General features: G+C 70.1%; 17 protein-coding genes. 6 read left to right on the plus strand and 11 right to left on the minus strand.

All coding sequences use genetic code 11. The features are described from left to right. Positions 1 to 19: 19 nt before the first annotated feature. Positions 20 to 748 carry a 3-keto-5-aminohexanoate cleavage protein gene (locus OHA11_RS38060; protein ID WP_266504157.1) on the minus strand — a complete coding sequence of 243 codons (729 nt, stop codon included), beginning with the start codon at positions 746 to 748 and terminating at the stop codon, positions 20 to 22. Between the two features lie 74 nt (positions 749 to 822). Here OHA11_RS38060 and OHA11_RS38065 point away from each other — a divergent pair, with 74 nt between their 5' ends. Then, positions 823 to 1344, plus strand: coding sequence for a hypothetical protein (locus OHA11_RS38065; protein ID WP_266504159.1), 522 nt, complete (start codon positions 823 to 825; stop codon positions 1342 to 1344). A 117-nt stretch (positions 1345 to 1461) separates the two neighbouring features. Here the strand turns inward: OHA11_RS38065 and OHA11_RS38070 are convergent, their stop codons facing one another. Next, positions 1462 to 2070 (minus strand): hypothetical protein, encoded by a 609-nt coding sequence (locus OHA11_RS38070; RefSeq protein ID WP_266504161.1) that lies wholly within the window; start codon positions 2068 to 2070, stop codon positions 1462 to 1464. Positions 2071 to 2397: 327 nt separating this feature from the next. Between OHA11_RS38070 and OHA11_RS38075 the strand changes: the two genes are divergently transcribed. Further along, complete coding sequence (locus OHA11_RS38075; RefSeq protein WP_266504163.1) at positions 2398 to 5199, plus strand: penicillin acylase family protein; 2802 nt, start codon at positions 2398 to 2400, stop codon at positions 5197 to 5199. Between the two features lie 61 nt (positions 5200 to 5260). On the opposite strand, the gene OHA11_RS38080 is transcribed toward OHA11_RS38075, so the two are convergent. Continuing rightward, positions 5261 to 6616 (minus strand): serine-threonine protein kinase, encoded by a 1356-nt coding sequence (locus OHA11_RS38080; RefSeq protein ID WP_266504165.1) that lies wholly within the window; start codon positions 6614 to 6616, stop codon positions 5261 to 5263. Between the two features lie 135 nt (positions 6617 to 6751). Continuing rightward, positions 6752 to 8014 carry a DUF1343 domain-containing protein gene (locus OHA11_RS38085; RefSeq protein ID WP_266504166.1) on the minus strand — a complete coding sequence of 421 codons (1263 nt, stop codon included), beginning with the start codon at positions 8012 to 8014 and terminating at the stop codon, positions 6752 to 6754. 233 nt (positions 8015 to 8247) lie between these two features. Between OHA11_RS38085 and OHA11_RS38090 the strand changes: the two genes are divergently transcribed. The 3 genes from OHA11_RS38090 (at position 8248) to OHA11_RS38100 (ending at position 11341) form a co-directional block, all read left to right on the plus strand. Next, entirely contained in the window at positions 8248 to 9012 is a 765-nt protein-coding gene (locus OHA11_RS38090; protein WP_266504169.1) for an SDR family oxidoreductase, read from the plus strand. After that, the gene (locus OHA11_RS38095; RefSeq protein ID WP_266504171.1) at positions 9009 to 10676 is read left to right on the plus strand and encodes a class I adenylate-forming enzyme family protein; all 1668 of its coding nucleotides are present in this window, start codon (positions 9009 to 9011) and stop codon (positions 10674 to 10676) included. The genes OHA11_RS38090 and OHA11_RS38095 overlap by 4 nt, the downstream gene beginning before the upstream one ends. 71 nt (positions 10677 to 10747) lie before the next feature. Then, the gene (locus OHA11_RS38100) at positions 10748 to 11341 is read left to right on the plus strand and encodes a TetR/AcrR family transcriptional regulator (RefSeq protein WP_266504173.1); all 594 of its coding nucleotides are present in this window, start codon (positions 10748 to 10750) and stop codon (positions 11339 to 11341) included. 95 nt (positions 11342 to 11436) lie between these two features. On the opposite strand, the gene OHA11_RS38105 is transcribed toward OHA11_RS38100, so the two are convergent. From OHA11_RS38105 to OHA11_RS38135, 7 genes are all read right to left on the minus strand, one after another. Next, positions 11437 to 12660: an acyl-CoA dehydrogenase family protein gene (locus OHA11_RS38105; protein ID WP_266504174.1), complete on the minus strand. Its 1224-nt coding sequence runs from the start codon at positions 12658 to 12660 to the stop codon at positions 11437 to 11439. A 6-nt stretch (positions 12661 to 12666) separates the two neighbouring features. Next, a complete protein-coding gene (locus OHA11_RS38110; RefSeq protein WP_266504177.1) occupies positions 12667 to 13689 on the minus strand; it encodes a phosphotransferase family protein in 1023 nt (340 codons plus the stop codon). A 168-nt stretch (positions 13690 to 13857) separates the two neighbouring features. Next, complete coding sequence (locus OHA11_RS38115) at positions 13858 to 14154, minus strand: hypothetical protein (RefSeq protein WP_266504179.1); 297 nt, start codon at positions 14152 to 14154, stop codon at positions 13858 to 13860. 136 nt (positions 14155 to 14290) lie between these two features. After that, entirely contained in the window at positions 14291 to 14623 is a 333-nt protein-coding gene (locus OHA11_RS38120; protein WP_266504181.1) for a DUF202 domain-containing protein, read from the minus strand. Next, the gene (locus OHA11_RS38125) at positions 14620 to 15012 is read right to left on the minus strand and encodes a YidH family protein (RefSeq protein ID WP_266504188.1); all 393 of its coding nucleotides are present in this window, start codon (positions 15010 to 15012) and stop codon (positions 14620 to 14622) included. The genes OHA11_RS38120 and OHA11_RS38125 overlap by 4 nt, the downstream gene beginning before the upstream one ends. A gap of 695 nt (positions 15013 to 15707) precedes the next feature. After that, positions 15708 to 16223, minus strand: a complete 516-nt coding sequence (locus tag OHA11_RS38130; protein ID WP_266504190.1) for an NUDIX hydrolase — start codon at positions 16221 to 16223, stop codon at positions 15708 to 15710. Next, positions 16220 to 17107: a DMT family transporter gene (locus OHA11_RS38135; protein WP_266504191.1), complete on the minus strand. Its 888-nt coding sequence runs from the start codon at positions 17105 to 17107 to the stop codon at positions 16220 to 16222. The genes OHA11_RS38130 and OHA11_RS38135 overlap by 4 nt, the downstream gene beginning before the upstream one ends. Positions 17108 to 17257: 150 nt before the next feature. Here OHA11_RS38135 and OHA11_RS38140 point away from each other — a divergent pair, with 150 nt between their 5' ends. Further along, the gene (locus OHA11_RS38140; RefSeq protein ID WP_266504193.1) at positions 17258 to 18913 is read left to right on the plus strand and encodes an FAD-binding dehydrogenase; all 1656 of its coding nucleotides are present in this window, start codon (positions 17258 to 17260) and stop codon (positions 18911 to 18913) included. Positions 18914 to 18976 lie beyond the last annotated feature (63 nt).

Raw genomic sequence — 18976 nt, forward strand, 5'->3', positions numbered from 1 at the left:
TCGCCAAAGCCTCTCCCCGCTACGGCAAGCGCCGCGCCCGCCCGTGCTGGACCAACCCCTCCGCCACCAACTCCGCGTTCGACACCGCCCGTTGACCGTCCGGCAGGTACAGCGTGTCCTCCAGGCCGATCCGCGTCGCGAGCCCGAGGCGTCCGGCGAGCCGGAGGACGGGCCAGGTGCCGTCCTCCTCCCCGTGCAGTAGGACGGGGCGTCCGTGAGCCGTCCCCAGCGCGGCCAGTAGCTCCCGGGCCGTGTCCTCGGCCGAGGCGGGATCCGGGTCCGTCACCTCCGCCAGGACGCGCAGTACCCGCGGCCCGAGCGGGGACGCCGCGAACCGCGCGGCCCCGTCCGTGCCGGACCAGATGCCGGCCTCCACGGCCACACCCCGCTCCAGGAGCGCCGCGGCGACCCGCTCCGCCCCCGGCTCGTGCCAGTTGACCGAGGCGTGGTCGGGCAGGACCGTCCACGCTCGGACACGCGCGACGCGGGCCGCGGGGTCGGGCTCGGCCCAGGCGCCGGTGGTCACGCCGACGGGGACCCCGACCTGTGCGCGTATCGCAAGCAACGTCGATGCAACCGCCTTCGGGGACAGTGTGTCTTCCCCACAGGGGGACTTGGAATGTACGTGAATGTCCGACGCCCCGACCGCGACGGCCTCCGCCGCGGAGTCGGCCATCGCCCCCGGCGACAACGGCACGAGCGCACCGTCGCCGGACCCACGGCCCCCGTTCACACAGACCTGCACCATGCCCCCGATGGTGCCACGTACCACTGACAACACGACCCGGCCCGAGGCGGCCGGGAGCAGAGCGAGGAGTGTGGATGAGCGTCGTCATCAGTTCGCTGAAGTGGGAAGCCGCGCGCTCGGGGGCGCAGAAGATCACGTACGACAAGGACGGCTACCACTTGGTGCGCTTCCCGTACGAGAAGGGCGAGGAGTCCTACGACCCCTGGAAGATGCACGACCCCGCGCACGGCGGCACCGCGGCGTCGAAGTTCCCCGACACCCGCTCAGGGCTGATCTGGCCCAGCCACGACGGCTGGGGGGTGCTGTCCGCGATGGTCTTCTGGGAGGCGGACGCCCGTGCCCTCGAATACCGGGCCCGCTTCGTCCGGGACCCCCTGGACATGACCTCGAAGAAATACGACTCGACGGCCACGACCGACTCGACGATCACGCGGGGCGGGCAGTACCGCACCTTTGTCTGGCAGATGTTCGTCCACCCAGGGACCCCGCTCGGCCTGAAGATATCGGCGCGCGGCCTGAACGACGCGAAGATCACCACACCGATCACCCTCGCCGAGTTCAAGCTCGCCATCCACACCGACATCAAGACGCCGTAGTCCACCGGCATCAAGACGGCGTGGTCTACCGGCATCAAGGCGCCATGGTCGGCTGACATCAAGTCGCCGTGGTCACTCGCCCGGGGGTGCGGTTCCGTCGGCGCACCCCCGGCACGGTCAGCTGGCCACGGATGCCAATAGACGCCCTCTTCTGGCTTCTGCCAGGGCCTCGGGCGTGAGAACCGGCCGCGGCACCACGATTCCGCAGGCCGTGCAGACCGGGCCCGTGGAGGGTTCGTGGGCCAGGTCGTACTTCCAGGTGAGGTGCTCGCCCGAGCAGGCCGGGCAGACGGTGCCCGGCTCGCGCTCCAGGGCGGCGATCAGCCGGCGCAGCACCTCGGCCATCGGCTCATGGGGGTGGACCCGCGGGTCGTCGCACCAGGCGACCCCGAAACCGCCCCAGGTGAGCCGGTGCCAGTCGTCCACGCTGCCGGGGCTGCGCAGACCGTCGTGCTTCTCCTTCTTGCGGCGCTGGGCGAACTCGACCTCGTAGGCGAGCCATACGGAGCGCGCCTCCTCCAGCTCGTCCAGTGCGGCCACGAGCCGCGCTGGATCGGGGGACCGGTCCTCGGGGCCGAACCCGGCCCGCGAACACAGATGGTCCCAGGTCGCCCGGTGACCGTAAGGAGCGAACCTCTCAAGGCACTTGCGCAGTGAATAGCGCCGCAGTGCCAGATCGCTCCTCTGGTCGCGCACCTGTCTCGCCAGACTCCGAAAACCGGCCATCGCCCTGCACCTCCGTCACACCTGCACCTGTACTTCGGTCACTTCGGCGTCGTCGTAAGGACGTCGCCGAATAGACGTATCGACTCCCGATTCGGCTCCATCTGGTTTTCGGTGACCGCCACAAAAGCCGCCAACCGGACGGTCCGAGCTGTCCGCCAGACGGTTCTCGGCCGTCTACCGATCGCTTCTCGCCGTCGGCCTGTCGCGGCCGACGGCGCGTCGGGGATCCTCCGGCCCCTCCGACACCAAAAGGTGACGCATGTTCATCTTCAAAGCCGGGGATACCGGCGGTAACGTCCGGCCCACCCCCGTCGTGAGGAGTCAGCCATGCCCCGGCGTACCCCACGCACCACCCTCGACAGACAGAGAACTCCCCGCAGATTCCCCAAGTTCCTCAGAGGCGCATCCATATGCGCGCTCATTGCCGGTCTTTTGTCTCCTCTTTCCCAGGCAGTCGCCGCCGAGCCGCCGGCCGTTACGGCGGCAGCGGCCGCGAACGACTACTGCGGCGGCCGGTGTTCGGACATCCTCCCGGCGGGCCAGAACGGCAACGCGACCCTCGCCGAGGTCCTCCTGAACCAGGCCTTCGGCGTCCAGCCCGCGCACGCCGACGACCAGCTCGCGCCCTACGGCAACCTGGCATCGGGCTACCCCGCGCTCACCGACGCCAAGATCAACGACTTCTTCAAGGACTCCTCGTTCGGGGTCACCGCCGACCAGGTCGAGTCGACCCTGAACCCCGCCGGACGCACCGACGTCACGATCGTCCGCGACAAGAAGACCGGTGTGCCGCACATCACGGGCACCACCCGCTACGGCACGGAGTTCGGCGCCGGGTACGCCGCCGCCCAGGACCGGCTGTGGCTCATGGACGTCTTCCGGCACGTCGGACGCGGCAAGCTCACCCCCTTCGCGGGCGGCGCCCCCTCCAACCAGGGCCTTGAGCAGGATTTCTGGCGCCACGCCCCGTACACCGAGGCCGATCTCCAAGCCCAGATTGACAACGCTGTCAACAGCAACGGTGCCCGGGGCCAGCAGGCACTCGACGACGTCAAGGCCTACATCGCCGGCATCAACGCCTACATCGACGCCTCCGACAGCGGCCGCTACTTCCCCGGCGAGTACGTCCTGACCGGCCACAAGGACTCGATCACCAACGCCGGGACCATCGAGCACTTCAAGGAGACCGACCTGGTCGCTCTGGCCTCCGTGATCGGCGCGCTCTTCGGCTCCGGGGGCGGCGGCGAGGTCAGCAACGCCATCTCCCTGCTCGCCGCCCAGTCCAAGTACGGAGTCGAGGAGGGCACCAAGGTCTGGGAGTCCTTCCGCGAGCGCAACGACCCCGAGGCCGTACTCACCATCCACAACGGCGAGAGCTTCCCGTACGCCGCCAAGCCGGACAACGCGCAGGGCCAGGCCCTGCCCGACGCGGGCACGGTGACCCAGGAACCCCTGGTCTACGACCGCACGGGCAGCGCGGCCACCGCCACGGCCACCAAGACGTCCGCCTCGGCGGCGGCGAGCGCCCTCAGCTCGGCGAAACGCGGCATGTCCAACGCCCTCGTGGTCAGCGGCAAGCACACCGCGAGCGGCAACCCGATCGCCGTCTTCGGACCCCAGACCGGCTACTTCGCGCCACAACTGCTCATGCTCCAGGAGATCCAGGGCCCCGGCCTCAGTGCCCGCGGCGCCTCCTTCGCGGGCCTGGGCATGTACGTCCAGCTCGGCCGCGGCCAGGACTACGCGTGGAGCGCGACGACCTCCGGCCAGGACATCATCGACTCCTACGCGGTCGAGCTGTGCCAGGACGACACCCACTACCTCTACCGCGGCACCTGCACGGCCATGGAGAAGATCGAGCAGACCAACGCCTGGAAGCCCACCACCGCCGACGGCACCGCGGCCGGCTCGTACCGCATGCAGGTGTGGCGCACCAAGTACGGCCCGGTGACGCACCGCGCCACGGTCAACGGCAAGAAGGTCGCGTACACCACGCTGCGCTCCTCCTTCATGCACGAGGCCGACTCGATCATCGGCTTCCAGATGCTCAACGACCCGGACTACGTGAAGAGCCCGCAGACCTTCCAGAGCGCGGTGCAGCACATCAACTACACCTTCAACTGGTTCTACGCCGACTCGCAGCACACCGCCTACTACAACAGCGGCGACAACCCGGTCCGCGCCACCGGTGTCGACGCCGAGTTCCCGGTCTGGGCGCAGCCCGCGTACGAGTGGAAGAACTGGACGCCGACGACGAATACCGCCGACTACACCCCGGCGTCCGCCCACCCCAACTCCATCGACCAGGACTACTACATCTCCTGGAACAACAAACAGGCCAAGGACTACACCACGGCCTCCTGGGGCGACGGCTCCGTCCACCGCGGCAACCTCCTGGACGACCGGGTGAAGAAACTGGTCGCCGCGGGCGGGGTGACCAGGGCCTCGCTCACCAAGGCGATGGCCGACGCGGCGCTGGCCGATCTGCGGGCCGAGGACGTGCTGCCGAAACTGTTGAAGGTCGTCAACAGCTCGCCGGTCACCGACACGACGGCCGCGGCGGCCGTGACGAAGCTGTCCGACTGGGTGACGGCGGGCGCCAAACGCAAGGAGACCTCGGCCGGTTCCAAGGCCTACGCCAACGCCGAGGCGGTCCGCCTCCTCGACGCCTGGTGGCCCCTGCTGGTGAAGGGCGAGTTCGAACCCGGCCTCGGCAGTGACCTCTACACCGCCATGACGAGCAACCTCCCGGTGGACGAGGCCCCGTCGGCCGGACACGGGCCCACCGGCTCGCACGCCGGAAGCTCCTTCCAGTACGGCTGGTGGAGCTACGTCCACAAGGACATCCGGGCGGTGCTCGGCGAGTCCGTGCAGGGCGGCCTCGCCAAGTCGTACTGCGGCGGCGGCAGCCTGAGCGCCTGCCGGGACATCCTGATCAGTACGCTCAAGGAGGCGGCCGGAAAGACGGCGGCCCAGGTCTTTCCGGGCGACGACCTCTGCTCGGCGGGCGACCAGTGGTGCGCCGACTCGGTCAACCAGCGCACGCTGGGCGGCATCAAGCACAACAAGATCAGCTGGCAGAACCGGCCGACCTACCAGCAGGTCGTGGAGTTCGCCTCGCACCGCTGACAGCACACATCAGTTGACAACAGGCACCAGCAGCAAGCAGTAGGAAGCAGCAGGCGGCGGGTCAGCGAATGCGGCCCGCCGCCAGCACCACCTGGGCCAACTCCCGGTGACAGATGTCGCTGTGGGCCCCCGACGGGGGTCCGCCGCGCTTCACCACCGCCGCCGCGTCGATGTTCACACAGCCCGACACCGGCAGCTCCGCGCGCAGCGCGTCGGCGAGCTTGAACGCCTTCGTACCCGCCACCGCCTGCACACCGTCGTGTCCCAACGCCCCCCACTTGCCGCCGAGAAGGCGGGGAAGCCTCAGATCGGCGGCGGAGTTGCTGTCACCCGCCATCCGGGAGGCCAGCGGGTAGACCGTGCCGAGCGCCGCGTCGAAGCGCGAGAAGCAGCAGACCAACGGGCCGTCGACACGGTCCTGTTGACCGTGCAGAACACCCTTGCCCCGCGCGTCGTGCGGCAGCCGTGCCGCGAACGCGTAGTGGGAGAAGGCGGCTTGAAGCAGCGTCACGGACTTCACGTTCCGTACGCCCTTGGGCAGCCCGCGCAGCGCGAACGACACCAGACGCCCGCCGAAACTGTGCCCCACGAGATGCACCCGCAGCCCCGGTGCCGTCTGCGCGAGCCGCCCGACGACCGGCCCGAGCCCGCGCTCACCGACCGCGCCAGCGCGCCGCTTCATCGCGAAGTACGTTGCCTGGCGCAGCAGTTCATGCGCTCCGTCCCAGACCTGGACGCGGGGAAGCCCGAACGAGGCCTGGACTCCCTCGCCGTCACCGCCGTCACCGCCGTCACCGTCCCGGCCGTCGGCTCCGGCCCGGACCTCCGCCAGTGCCCGCGCGAACGCGCGGCTCATCTCCACGGTGTCCCCGAGGAGCATCTCCGGGTCGCCCTGCGCCCCCGACTCCGTCAGCGTGTCCGCGGCGAACGTGGCCCCCGGCGCCTCCGGCCGCAGCTCGACGAGCAGCCGTACGAGCCGCCCGTACTCCACCAACGCGGCCTCGCCGTCCGGCTGTTGGTCGAGCATCCGGGCGATCTGGTCGACCAGCGTGGCCCGGCCGGGGAATACGTCCAGCAGTCCGCCGCGCGTGCCCTCGTCCAGTACCGGACCCGCGGCAACCGCCCTCCCGAAGTCGGGGATCGGCTCGTCCGAGAACCGCATCGACGGCCACACCACGCCCACGTATCCGAGCCGGGCGTTCGGTACGAGCCGGGGGAACGGTTCGAAGAACCGGCTGTAGAGCTGTGCCGCCCCCGACCGGTCGTTGTTCCAGCCGTGCGAGAACACGATCAGATCCTTGACGCCCCGCTCGGACGCCTCCTTCAGCAGCCGGTCGCGCTGCTTGCCGTTCACATCCCCGTCCGCGTCGAACGTCAGCTCCCAGTAGGGAGTCACACTCATTGCCGGCTCCGCCATGACGAGCCTCCTTCGGTCCCCGCAACTCGCGCATGTTGCGCGCATCGTCCCGCCGACAGGGGCAGTTGGCCATACGTCACGGCCGGTACGACCAGCCCGAATTCACGTCCCAGGGTCATGTCCCGACGTCATGTCTCAGCGATAGAGGAGGTACTTCCCGCGCAGCTGCCGGAAGGCCACCAGCTCACCCTGCCAGCCTGCCACGACCTCGTCGGCACTCGCGCCCGCGTCGATCATCGTGCGCACCCGCGTGGAGCCCGTGAGCTTGTCGATCCAGTTGTCGGGGCGCCAAGTGAAGCCGCTCCAGACCTTCTTGGCGGTCACCAACAGCGCGATTCCGGTGCGTACGGGATCGTACGCGGCCCGGTCGTGGACATGGATCTGCACGCCGCCGACGGTCTTGCCCTGGAACTTCGAGAAGGTGGGCGCGAAGTAGGCCTCCCTGAAGTGCACGCCGGGCAGCCCGAGTTGCGCCACCTCGGCGGCCCACCGCCGGTCGATGCCCTCCGCGCCGAGCAGCTCGAACGGGCGGGTCGTACCGCGCCCCTCCGACAGGTTCGTCCCCTCGAAGAGACACGTCCCCGAGTACACGAGCGCGGTGTCGGGCGTCGGCATGTTCGGACTCGGCGGCACCCAGGGAAGACCGGAGGCGTCGTAGAAGTCCGACCGCTTCCACCCCGACATCAGCACGGTGTCCAGCGGCACCGGCGCCGCGAGGAACTCCTTGTTGAACAGCCGCGCCAGCTCCGCCACCGTCATCCCGTGCGCCTGCGCGATCGGCTCCCGGCCCACGAAGGTCGCGAACTCCTTGTGCAGCACGGGTCCCTGGGCACTCCGGCCGGTCACCGGGTTCGGCCGGTCGAGCACCACGAACCGCTTGCCCGCGAGCCGGGCCGCCTCCATGCAGTCGTACAGCGTCCAGATGTACGTGTAGAAGCGGGCGCCCACGTCCTGGATGTCGAAGACGACGGTGTCCACGCCGGAGGCGGTGAAGATGTCGGCCAGTGGCTGCCCGCTCTTCAGGTACGTGTCGTAGACCGGGAGGCCGGTCGCCGGGTCGTCGTGGCGGCCCTCGGATCCGCCGGCCTGGGCGGTGCCCCGGAAGCCGTGCTCGGGGCCGAAGACGGCCACGAGGTTCACGCGGTCGTCCGCGTGCATGACGTCGACGATGTGGCGGGCGTCTCGGGTGATGCCGGTGGGGTTGGTGACGATGCCGACGCGTTCCGCTCGGAGCAGGGTGTAGCCGTCTGCCGCCAGGCGGTCGAAACCGGTCCGCAGGCGGCGGGCGCCCTTCGGTTCCTGGGCGGCCGTGGCCGTGGCTGTGGAGGGTGGGCCCGCCGAGAACGCCGCCGCGGCGGTTGTGGCGGCGAGGAGACTCCGTCTGGACAGGCGGCGCATGGGACGACCTCCGTGGTTTGCGGAAGGCTGGCAGGAGCACGCTAAGCGCTGCCGCCTGTTGTTCGTAAGCTGCGGGTCGAGTGTGGCTTGTCGCGCCCACGCGGCGGAGCCGCATATCGATGCAGCCCCGCGCCCCTATAGGGGCGCGCCTGACCTTCCCTCTCTACATACCGACTGGTTAGTCTGGCGTGTCGAGCGGAGCCGAGATCTCGTCGTGTCGAAGGAGACCGAACGTGGAAGCCGTGCAGGGTGCCGGAGTGGTTGTCACCGGAGCCGGAGGGGGCATCGGAGCCGCGCTCGCGCGGCGGTTCGCCGCCGAGGGGGCCCGGGTCGTGGTCAATGACCTGGATGGCGCGAAGGCGAAGGCTGTCGCCGACGAGATCGGCGGGATCGCGGTGCCGGGAGACGCCTCCGCGATGGTGGGTGAGGCCCGGGACGCGCTCGGCGGGAGCGTCGATGTCTACTGCGCCAACGCGGGGCTCGCCTCCGGCGGGTCGGAAGCGGCGCCCGAAGAGGTCTGGGGACTGGCCTGGGACGTGAACGTGATGGCGCACGTCCGCGCGGCCCACGCGCTGCTCCCCGCCTGGCTGGAGCGCGGCAGCGGCCGTTTCGTCTCCACGGTCTCGGCGGCCGGACTGCTCACGATGGTCGGCGCGGCCCCGTACAGCGTCACCAAGCACGGCGCGTACGCCTTCGCCGAGTGGCTCTCCCTCACGTACCGTCATCGCGGTCTGAAGGTCCACGCGATCTGTCCGCAGGGCGTCCGCACCGACATGCTCGCGAGCACCGGCAGCGCGGGCGACCTCGTGCTCCAGCCCACCGCCATCGAGCCCGAGGACGTCGCGGACGCCCTCTTCGCCGGGATCGAGGCGGACCGCTTCCTGATCCTGCCGCACCCCGAGGTCGCCGACTACTACCAGGCGCGCGCCACCGACCCCGACCGCTGGCTGACGAGCATGAACCACATCCAGCAGAAGTGGGAGGCGAACGGCCGGTGACCCCTTCCCGGTATGCGGCCCGGCCGTGGCTCGCGCTCCTGAACGACGCCCAGCGCGGGCCCGTCAGCCCCGACGACTCGGTCGTGCACGCCCTGCGCCGGGCCGTCGCCGAGGCCCCCGACCGCACCTTCCTCGCCTATTTCGATGGGCGTCTCAGCTACCGCGAGGCCGACGAACTGAGCGACTCCGTCGCCGGGCACCTCGCGGCCCGAGGCCTGGAGCGCGGCGACCGGGTCGCCGTCCTGCTGCAGAACTCCCCGCTCTTCGTCCTCGCCGTCCTCGGCGCCTGGAAGGCCGGCGCGACCGTCCTCCCCGTCAACCCCATGTACAAGTCGGGGGAGGTCACCCACGTCCTGCGGGACGGCGAGGTCACCGCGCTGATCTGCTCCGACCGGGCCTGGGAGTCGTACCTGCGCGAGACGGCCGCCGACTCGCCCGTACGCGTCGTGCTCACCGGCTGCGAACTGGATCTCCAGACGCGGGGCGACGCACGCGTACTGAACTTCGAGCGGCTGCCGCAGGCGCCGGACGCGGACGATCTGGTGACCGTCGCGAAGGCCGGTCACCGGGCCCCCGAGGGCCGTGACCCCCGCCCCTCGGACGTGGCGCTGATCAGCTACACCTCGGGCACCAGCGGCGCCCCCAAGGGAGCCACCAACACCCACGCCAACATCATGTACAACGCCGAGCGCCAGCGGACGGGCCTCGCGCTGCCCGAGGCGCCCGTGTACTTCGCGATGGCACCGCTGTTCCACATCACCGGGATGGTCTGCCAGTTCGCCGCATGCCTCAACAGCCTGGGCACGCTCGTCCTCGCGTACCGCTTCGAGGCGGGGGTCGTCCTCGACGCGTTCGCCGAACACCGGCCCCACTACACGGTCGGCCCGTCGACCGCCTTCATGGCCCTGGCCGCGCACCCGTCCGTGACGCCGGACCACTTCTCCTCCTTCGCGAACATCTCCTCCGGCGGCGCGCCGGTGCCGCCCGCGCTCGTGGAGAAGTTCCGGGCGGGCTTCGGGCCCTACATCCGCAACGGCTACGGACTCACCGAGTGCACCGCGCCCTGCGCCTCGGTGCCGCCAGGCCGGGAGGCACCCGTCGACCCCGTCTCCGGGACACTCGCCGTCGGACTGCCGGGGCCCGACACGGTCGTCCGGATCGTCGACGACCAGGGCGCGGAGGTCCCCTTCGGCGAGCAGGGCGAGATCCTCGTACGCGGCCCGCAGGTCGTGCCCGGCTACTGGCGCCGGCCCGAGGCCACCGCGGAGACCTTCCCGGACGGCGAGCTGCGCACCGGCGACATCGGCTTCATGGACGCGGACGGCTGGCTCTACGTGGTCGACCGCAAGAAGGACATGATCAACGCGTCCGGCTTCAAGGTGTGGCCGCGCGAGGTCGAGGACGTCCTCTACACCCACCCGTCGGTGCGCGAAGCCGCGGTCGTCGGGGTGCCCGACGGATACCGCGGCGAGACCGTGAAGGCGTACATCAGCCTGCGTCCGGGCGCCGATGAGGACCCCGCTGTACTCGCCGAATACTGCAAGGAGAGACTGGCCGCGTACAAATACCCGCGACAGGTCGAAATCCTGCCCGACTTGCCGAAGACGGCCAGTGGGAAGATCCTCCGTCGGGAACTGCGTTCCCGGTCGCGCGGCGGCCAGTAGACGGCCTACGTACAACGCCAACGCAACGCACACAGAACTCAACAAAGAACACTGGAAGGCAGGTGGCGGCAGTGCCCAGAACGACGGACGGGGACGGCACGCCCGTCCCGCGGCGGCTGCTGGCAGCCGCTACCCGGCTCTTCGCCGAGCGCGGCTACGACCGGACCTCGGTCCAGGAGATCGTCGAGGCGGCCGGTGTCACCAAGGGGGCGCTGTACCACTACTTCGGCTCCAAGGACGACCTGCTGCACGAGGTGTACGCGCGCGTGCTGCGTGTACAGCAGGAGCGGCTCGATGCCTTCGCCGAGGCCGACGCGCCGGTGGAGGAGCGGCTGCGTGGTGCCGCGGCGGATGTCGTCGTCACGACGATCGACAATCTCGACGACGGGGCGATCTTCTTCCGCTCCATGCACCACCTGAGCCCGGAGAAGAACAAACAGGTACGGGCCGAGCGGCGCCGCTATCACGAGCGGTTCCGGGCGCTCATCGAGGAGGGGCAGGAGTCGGGGGTCTTCTCGACGGCGACCCCGGCGGACCTCGTCGTGGACTACCACTTCGGTTCCGTCCACCACCTGTCGACGTGGTACCGCCCTGACGGTCCGCTCCCCCCGCAGGAGGTCGCCGACCACTTGGCGGACCTGCTGCTCCGGGCGCTCAGGCCGTAGCCCCCGTATCGCGCTGAACTCGCGCGTCCTCGAGTGCCGGAGGGGCTGACAGCCAGCCCCTCCGGCACTCGAGGACGCGCGAGTTCGCCGACGGGTCAGACGTACCGCTTCAGTTCCCGGCGTGCCAGTGAGCGCTGGTGGACCTCGTCCGGGCCGTCGGCGAGTTTCAGGGTGCGGGCGGCGGCCCACAGTTCGGCGAGGGGGAAGTCCTGGCTGACTCCGCCCGCGCCGTGCAACTGGACCGCCTTGTCGATGATGTCGACCACCGTACGAGGCGTCGCGATCTTGATGGCCTGGATCTCGGCGTGGGCACCCTTGTTGCCGACGGTGTCCATCAGCCAGGCCGTCTTGAGCACCAGCAGACGAAGCTGCTCGACGGCCACCCGCGCGTCGGCGATCCAGTTGTGTACGACGCCCTGCTCGGCCAGTTGCTTGCCGAAGGCCGTACGGGAGACCGCCCGCCGGCACATCAGCTCGATCGCCCGCTCGGCCATGCCGATCAGCCGCATGCAGTGGTGGATCCGGCCGGGACCCAGTCGCGCCTGGGCGATGGCGAAGCCGCCGCCCTCCTCGCCGATGAGGTTCGAGGCCGGGACCCGGGCCCCGTCGAAGACCACCTCGGCGTGACCGCCGTGCGAGTGGTCCTCGTACCCGTAGACCTGCATCGCACGACGCACCTCCACACCGGGTGTGTCACGCGGTACCAGCACCATCGACTGCTGGCGGCGGATGTCGGACCCGTCCGGATCCGTCTTGCCCATCACGATGAAGATCTTGCAGTCGGGGTTCATCGCCCCGGAGATGTACCACTTGCGCCCGCTGATGACGTACTCGTCTGTGCCGTCGGTGGATCGCTCGATCAGCGTGGTGATGTTCGTGGCGTCGGACGAGGCCACCTCGGGCTCGGTCATCGCGAACGCCGAGCGGATCTCGCCGGCGAGGAGCGGCTCCAGCCACTGCTTCCGCTGCCGCTCGTCGCCGAACTGGGCGAGCACCTCCATGTTGCCGGTGTCCGGCGCCGCGCAGTTCAGCGCGGTCGGCGCCAACTGCGGGGAACGGCCGGTGATTTCGGCGAGGGGCGCGTACTGGAGGTTGGTCAGCCCGGCACCGTACTCGGAGTCGGGCAGGAAGAGATTCCACAGGCCCTGACGGCGGGCCTCGGCCTTCAACTCCTCGACCACGGCCGGGGTGTCCCACGGCGAGGCGAGCAGCTCGCGCTGCTCGTGGGCGACGGCCTCCGCCGGATAGACGTACTCGTCCATGAAGGCGAGCAGCTTGGCGCGCAGCTCTTCGGTGCGTGCGTCGAATGCGAAGTCCATGGCCGGTCAGCCTTCCTGAAGAGTGGTCAGGCCGTGCTCGATGAAGACGGGGACCAGGTCGCCTATGCGGTCGAAGCCCGCGCCGACGGTCTGGCCGAGCGTGTAGCGGTAGTGGATGCCCTCCAGGATCACGGCGAGTTTGAACCACGCGAACGCCGTGTACCAGGCGACGGCGGACACGTCGCGCCCCGAGCGCGCGGCGTACCGCTCGATCAGCTCGGCCGGGTCCGGATGCCCGGCGGCCCTGGCCGTCGTGGAGACCGGCGAGTCGGGCATGCCGATCGGGATGCTGTACATCACCAGCAGTCCCAGGTCGGTGAGCGGATCGCCCAGCGTGGACATCTCCCAGTCGAGGATCGCCTTGATCTCGTCGTCCTCGCCGATCAGCACGTTGTCCAGGCGGTAGTCGCCGTGCACGACCGTGGCCGTGGGGGAGTGCGGCAGCTCGCGCCCCAGCGCGGCGTGCAACTCGTCGACCCCGGCCAGGTCGCGGTTGCGGGAGGCGTCCAACTGCTTGCCCCAGCGCCGCAGTTGCCGGTCGAGAAAGCCCTCGGGCCGACCGAAGTCGGCGAGGCCCGCCTCGGCGGGTTCCACGGCGTGCAGCTCGACCAGCGTGTCCACCAGCGCGAGCACGGCTCCGCGCGTGCGCTCCGGGCCGAGCGGCGCGAGCTGCTCGGCGGTCCGGAAGGGGGTGCCCTCCACGAAGTCCATGACGTAGAACGGCGCGCCCAGCACGTCGACGTCCTCGCACAGCAGGCGCGTACGCGGTACGGGTACGGCGGTCGGGTGCAGCGCGGTGATCACCCGGTGCTCGCGCTTCATGTCGTGCGCGGTGGCCAGCACGTGCCCCAGCGGAGGGCGGCGTACGACCCACTTCGAGGTGCCGTCCGTCACCGCGTACGTGAGGTTGGACCGTCCGCCCTCGATCAACCGGCCGGTCAACGGGCCGTCGACCAGTCCGGGCCGCTCGCTGTCGAGCAGGCCGCGCAGCCGGTCGAGATCGAGACCTGGGGGGTGGTCTGAGCTCATCGTGTTTCCTCCGTACCCCGTGCTTCAGGACTCCCCACATGATGCCGACCGGTCGGTATGCAGTCCAGTGTGGGGGCAAAACGTGACTGGCGTCTCGATCACGCAGGAACCCCCCGGGCCGTCGTCGACAGCTCGGGGGGTTCCGGTTCTTCCGTGCCCGACGGTTGCCTAGTGGTCGTCCCAGTGGCCGTCGTGCCGTGCGTGGCGATGACCGTCATGAACGTAGTCCACGTGGTCGCCGTGCGTCACGGCGGCGTGGCCGCAGTCCTTGCCGTGCTCGTGGCCGTGCTCCTCGTGGGCGATGTGCCCGTCCGGCTCGCACTCGTCCCAGTGTTCCGAGTGCTGCCGGTGCAGATGTCCGTCGTGCGCGTAGTCGACGTGGTCGCCGTGCGGTACCTCGGTGTGCCCGCAGTCCGGGCCGTGGGCGTGCGCGTGGGCGGTGTGTTCCTGGTGGAGGGTGGTCATGGTGCTCACCTTCGGAGGAGGTGGGGAGTGTGACGCCGGTCAGGCTAGCCACATGAAAGCCAACATATCCGCCCAAACTGGCACCTTCTGTGTGTGGGTACCCCAGAGGGTCGAGCCGGCACCCGGCCAGGACACCTCAGAGGACGAGGGCCACCGCGCACCCCGCCAGCGCGACCGTGCACAGGACGGCGACGCTCGCGTGCCTCGTCGTGAGCAGCGCGGGCTCTCCGTCCTCGGCCAGCGCGCGAATCCGCTGATGCGCCACGGTGAGGAGCCCCAGCCACAGCGCGCAGCACAGCGCGGCCACCGTGATGCCCGCGGCGCTCGTTCCGCCGTGCAGTGCCGACTTCACGGCCAGCACGGCGGCCACGGTCCCGGCCAGGGTCGTACGCCGCCACGCCAGCCGCGTACGTTCCGGCTGCAGGCCGGGGTCCCGGTCGGCTCCTGTGCCCTGGGGGCCCGAGGTCATCCCTCCCACCCAAACAGCACGACCACCATCATCGCGACGGCCACGAAGGCGACGCCGATGCTCAGCAGTGCCGGAAACCGCGACACGGGCAGGTCCTCGCCGCGCCGCATCGCCCGCTCGCATCGCACCCAGTGGTTCACGGCCCGCAGCGCGCACAGCACGCCCGCGCCGAGCAGTCCGAGCGCCAGCCCGACTCGCCAGGCCCATCGCAGATCCGGCAGAAACTGATCCACGGCGAAGCCGCCGCCGATCAGTGCGAGCGAGGTCCGGAGCCACGCGAGGAACGTCCGCTCGTTCGCCAACGAGAAGCGGTAGTCCGGCGTGCTGCCGTCCTCCTTGATCCGCTCAGGAGCGAACCACAACCGGATGTTCCGCACGAATTCGCTCACGCGAGGACCTTACTCATTGCTGGTGCGTCGCCTGTGGCCGGTGGGTGGGGGCGGGGCCGCGCCGGTATGTCACGTTCGCGACCACTGGGCGTACTGCCCTGAGTGCCATGGTGAACGTCTCCAGCGGGAGCCCTACGTCGCGAACGTTGACATACCGGCACGGCCCCGCCCCCGGGTACGTTGGCGACTGCGGCCCGGTGGGCGACCGTCGGCACGGCCCCACCACCGGGTGCGTTGGCGGCTGCGGCACGGTGGAGGACCGCCGCCGGGTGCGTTGGCGGCTGCGGCCCGGTGGGCGGCCGCCCCGGGTGGTGTGATTCCGCGGCCCCGGTGGGGGACGGCCGCCGGGTGGTGTGCCGTCTGCAGCCTGGTGGGGGACTGCCGTCGGTCGCCGTACGGGCGGAGGGGACGTGGCGGGGTGTCCGCCCGCAGCGGATGGCGCGTCCGCACCGGGTGCCCTTGGAAACTGACGCGGTCGCGCCAGACCGAGGACGGATACCCCGCCGCGGCCCCGCCCCCACGATGACGGCCAGGCGCACGACCGCGGCTCGCAGACGACAGCCGGTCCCCACCCCCTCAGGGGCGCGAGGAACTGCGCGACCAGCCACGACGAACCCGCAGACGAAACTCAACCCCCACCCCCCAAGGGGCGCGGGGAACTGCGCGACCAGCCGCAACAAACCCGCAGACGAAACTCAACCCCGTTCCCGCAAAGCCCGCAGCCGCGAATACGCCGCCAAGCCGTCCGGTACCCACTCCCACTCCGCCAACCGCCGCCCCACCTCCGCCTCCGGCAGGAACCCGTGCCAGGCGACCTCCTCCACCTGAGGGTCCACCGGCAGCTCGCAGAGCACCTCGTACACGGCCGACCACCAGCTCTTCCCGGCCCCGTCTTCGTACAGGAACTTGAAGAGAAAGGTCGGGCGGGGAAGCCCGGAAACCCCCAGCTCCTCCTCGGCCTCCCGCAGTGCCCCGTGGTCGTACGACTCGCCCGCCCCGACGACCCCGCCCACGAACATGTCGTACATCGAGGGAAACACCAGCTTGGTCGACGTGCGCCGGTGGACGAACAGGTGCCCCCGCGCATCCCTGACCTGGATGAACGTGCACCGATGCCGCAGCCCCCGCGCGTACACGTCCCCGCGCCTGGCCTGGCCTACCACCACGTCCCGCTCGTCGACGACATCGAGGATCTCGTCGGCAGCGCTCATACCCGGACCCGCATCCGCTCCTTGGGCGTTGCCCCACTCGGCATCGCGGGATGCATGCCGAGCAGCACCACCCCCACCACGATCCCGGCAAGGCCCAGAGCCTCCCAGGTCAGAGCCCCCGCGTCGGTGCGCAACCGGTCTCCGAGGAACCCCACCCCGCAAGCTATCCCGGCCAGCGGCTGCGCCGCGGTCAGCGCGGGCAGCGACATCCGCAGCGGCGCCGTCTCGAACGCGCTCTGGACCAGTACGAGCCCCGTGATCCCGAGCGCCACGACCCCGTAAACCTGCCAACCCGTGGCCAGCGCGATCCAGCCGCCGTCGGAGAACCGCTGGCCGCTCACGCGGGTGAGCGCGTCCTGCACGCCGTAGAGGAGACCCGCCGCCACGCCCAGCAGTACGGGGCCGGCGCTCAGCCGGGACCGCTTCGCGTACGTGGTGAGGAGGAGGGCGAGGCCGAGGGCGACGCCGATGATCAGCCACTGGCGGAACGGGTCGGTGCGGGCGTCGCCGCCCTGCGGCTGGCCGGCCACGATGAACGCCGTCACGCCGCCCGCGAGCAGCAGAAGCCCGGCCCAGCCCTGCCGTCCGAGCGGCTGCCGGGTCTGGCGGCGGGAGAGTACGAGTGCAAACACCAGGTTCGTCGCGAGCAGCGGTTCGACGAGGGAGACCTCGCCGTTCGCGAGAGCGATCGCGCCGAGCACCATGCCGGCCACCATCAGCCCGATGCCGCCCAGCCAGCGCGGCACCCGCACCAGGTCGAGGAGCAGGCGCGGGGAGAGGAAGTCGCCCAGCGGAGCGTGCGACGCGGCGTTCTGCTGGAGCACGAAGCCGAAGCCGAGGCAACAGGCCGCGCCTACGGCGAGAAGGAGAACCAGGACCGACACGCTGCGTACCTCGGGGGTCTCGGACGGTGACGGGGCGGGGTGCGGGTATCGAACGACTGTAGCCCAGTACCCAAAACCCGGCAGTTGACTGGGTCACTCCGGTGCCCAAGGATCTGACTGACCAGTAACAAGGCCGAGGAGGACCTGCTCATGGCGTACGACGCAGATGTGATCGTGATCGGGGCGGGCCTCGCAGGGCTCGCGGCGACCGCGGAGCTCGTCGACGCAGGGCGCAAGGTGATCCTTCTCGACCAGGAGCCGGAGCAGTCGATCGGCGGCCAGGCGCACTGGTCGTTCGGCGGGCTCTTCTTCGTGGACTCGCCCGAGCAGCGCCGGATGCGAATCAAGGACAGTCACGCGCTGGCCCTCCAGGACTGGATGGGCACCGCGGGCTTCGACCGTCCGGAGGACCACTGGCCCCGGAAGTGGGCCGAGGCGTACGTCGACTTCGCGGCCGGGGAGAAGCGGTCCTGGCTGCACAAGCAGGGGGTGCGTTGGTTCCCCGTGGTGGGCTGGGCCGAGCGTGGCGGTTATGACGCCAGTGGGCATGGGAACTCCGTGCCCCGGTTCCACATCACGTGGGGTACGGGGCCTGGGCTTGTCGCACCTTTTGAGCGGCGGGTGCGGGCGGGGGTTGCCCGTGGCCTCGTCCAGCTCAAGTTCCGGCATCGGGTCACCGGGCTGTCGCGGAGCGCGGGTGACATCGACACCGTGAGCGGTGAGGTACTGGAGCCCTCGGACATCCAGCGGGGCCAGGCCAGCGGCCGTGCCGTCACCGGGGCCTTCGAGTTCCGGGCTCAGGCCGTGATCGTCACGTCGGGTGGCATCGGCGGCAATCACGATCTCGTGCGTGCCAACTGGCCCGAGCGGCTCGGCAGCCCGCCCGAGCGGATGATCTCCGGGGTGCCTGCCCATGTCGATGGCGAGATGCTCGCGATCACCGAGGGCGCGGGCGCGCGTCTCATCAATCGCGACCGCATGTGGCACTACACCGAGGGCATCCAGAACTGGAACCCCATCTGGGAGAAGCACGGTATCCGCATCCTGCCCGGGCCGTCGTCGCTGTGGCTGGACGCCCGGGGTAACCGGCTGCCCGTCCCGCTTTTCCCCGGCTTCGACACCCTCGGCACGCTCGAGCACATCATGAAGACCGGGTACGACTACACGTGGTTCGTGCTCGACCAGAAGATCATCGGTAAGGAGTTCGCGCTCTCGGGTTCGGAGCAGAACCCCGATCTGACGGGCAAGTCCGTCAAGGGTGTGTTCCAGCGGGCGCGGGCCGATGTGCCGGGGCCGGTGCAGGCGTTCATGGACAAGGGCGTCGATTTTGTAGTGGAGAAGGATCTTGGTGCGCTGGTGCGGGGCATGAACGCGCTCACCAAGGAGCCGCTCATCGACGAGGCGGCGCTGCGGCAGCAGATCACCGCGCGGGATCGGGAGATCGCCAACCCGTTCACCAAGGACCTCCAGGTCACCGCGATCCGCGGGGCCCGCGCCTATCTCGGCGACAAGCTGATCCGTACGGCCACCCCGCACCGCATCCTCGACCCCAAGGCCGGGCCCCTCATCGCCGTACGGCTCAACATCCTGACCCGCAAGACGCTCGGCGGTCTGGAGACCGACCTCGCGTCCCGGGTGCTCACCGAGGGCGGCGACCCGCTGTCCGGGGTGTACGCGGCGGGGGAGGCGGCCGGGTTCGGCGGCGGCGGAGTACATGGATACCGGTCCCTGGAAGGGACGTTCCTCGGTGGCTGCCTGTTCTCGGGGCGTGCGGCGGGGCGGGCGGCGGCGAAGGCCGTCAGCTGACGGTCCGGGTGGTGGCGGGCCCACCCGAGAGCCCTCGACGGGTCGTTGATGCGTGTAAAGCAA

The sequence above is a fragment of the Streptomyces sp. NBC_00878 genome (assembly GCF_026341515.1).
GTDB lineage: Bacteria > Actinomycetota > Actinomycetes > Streptomycetales > Streptomycetaceae > Streptomyces.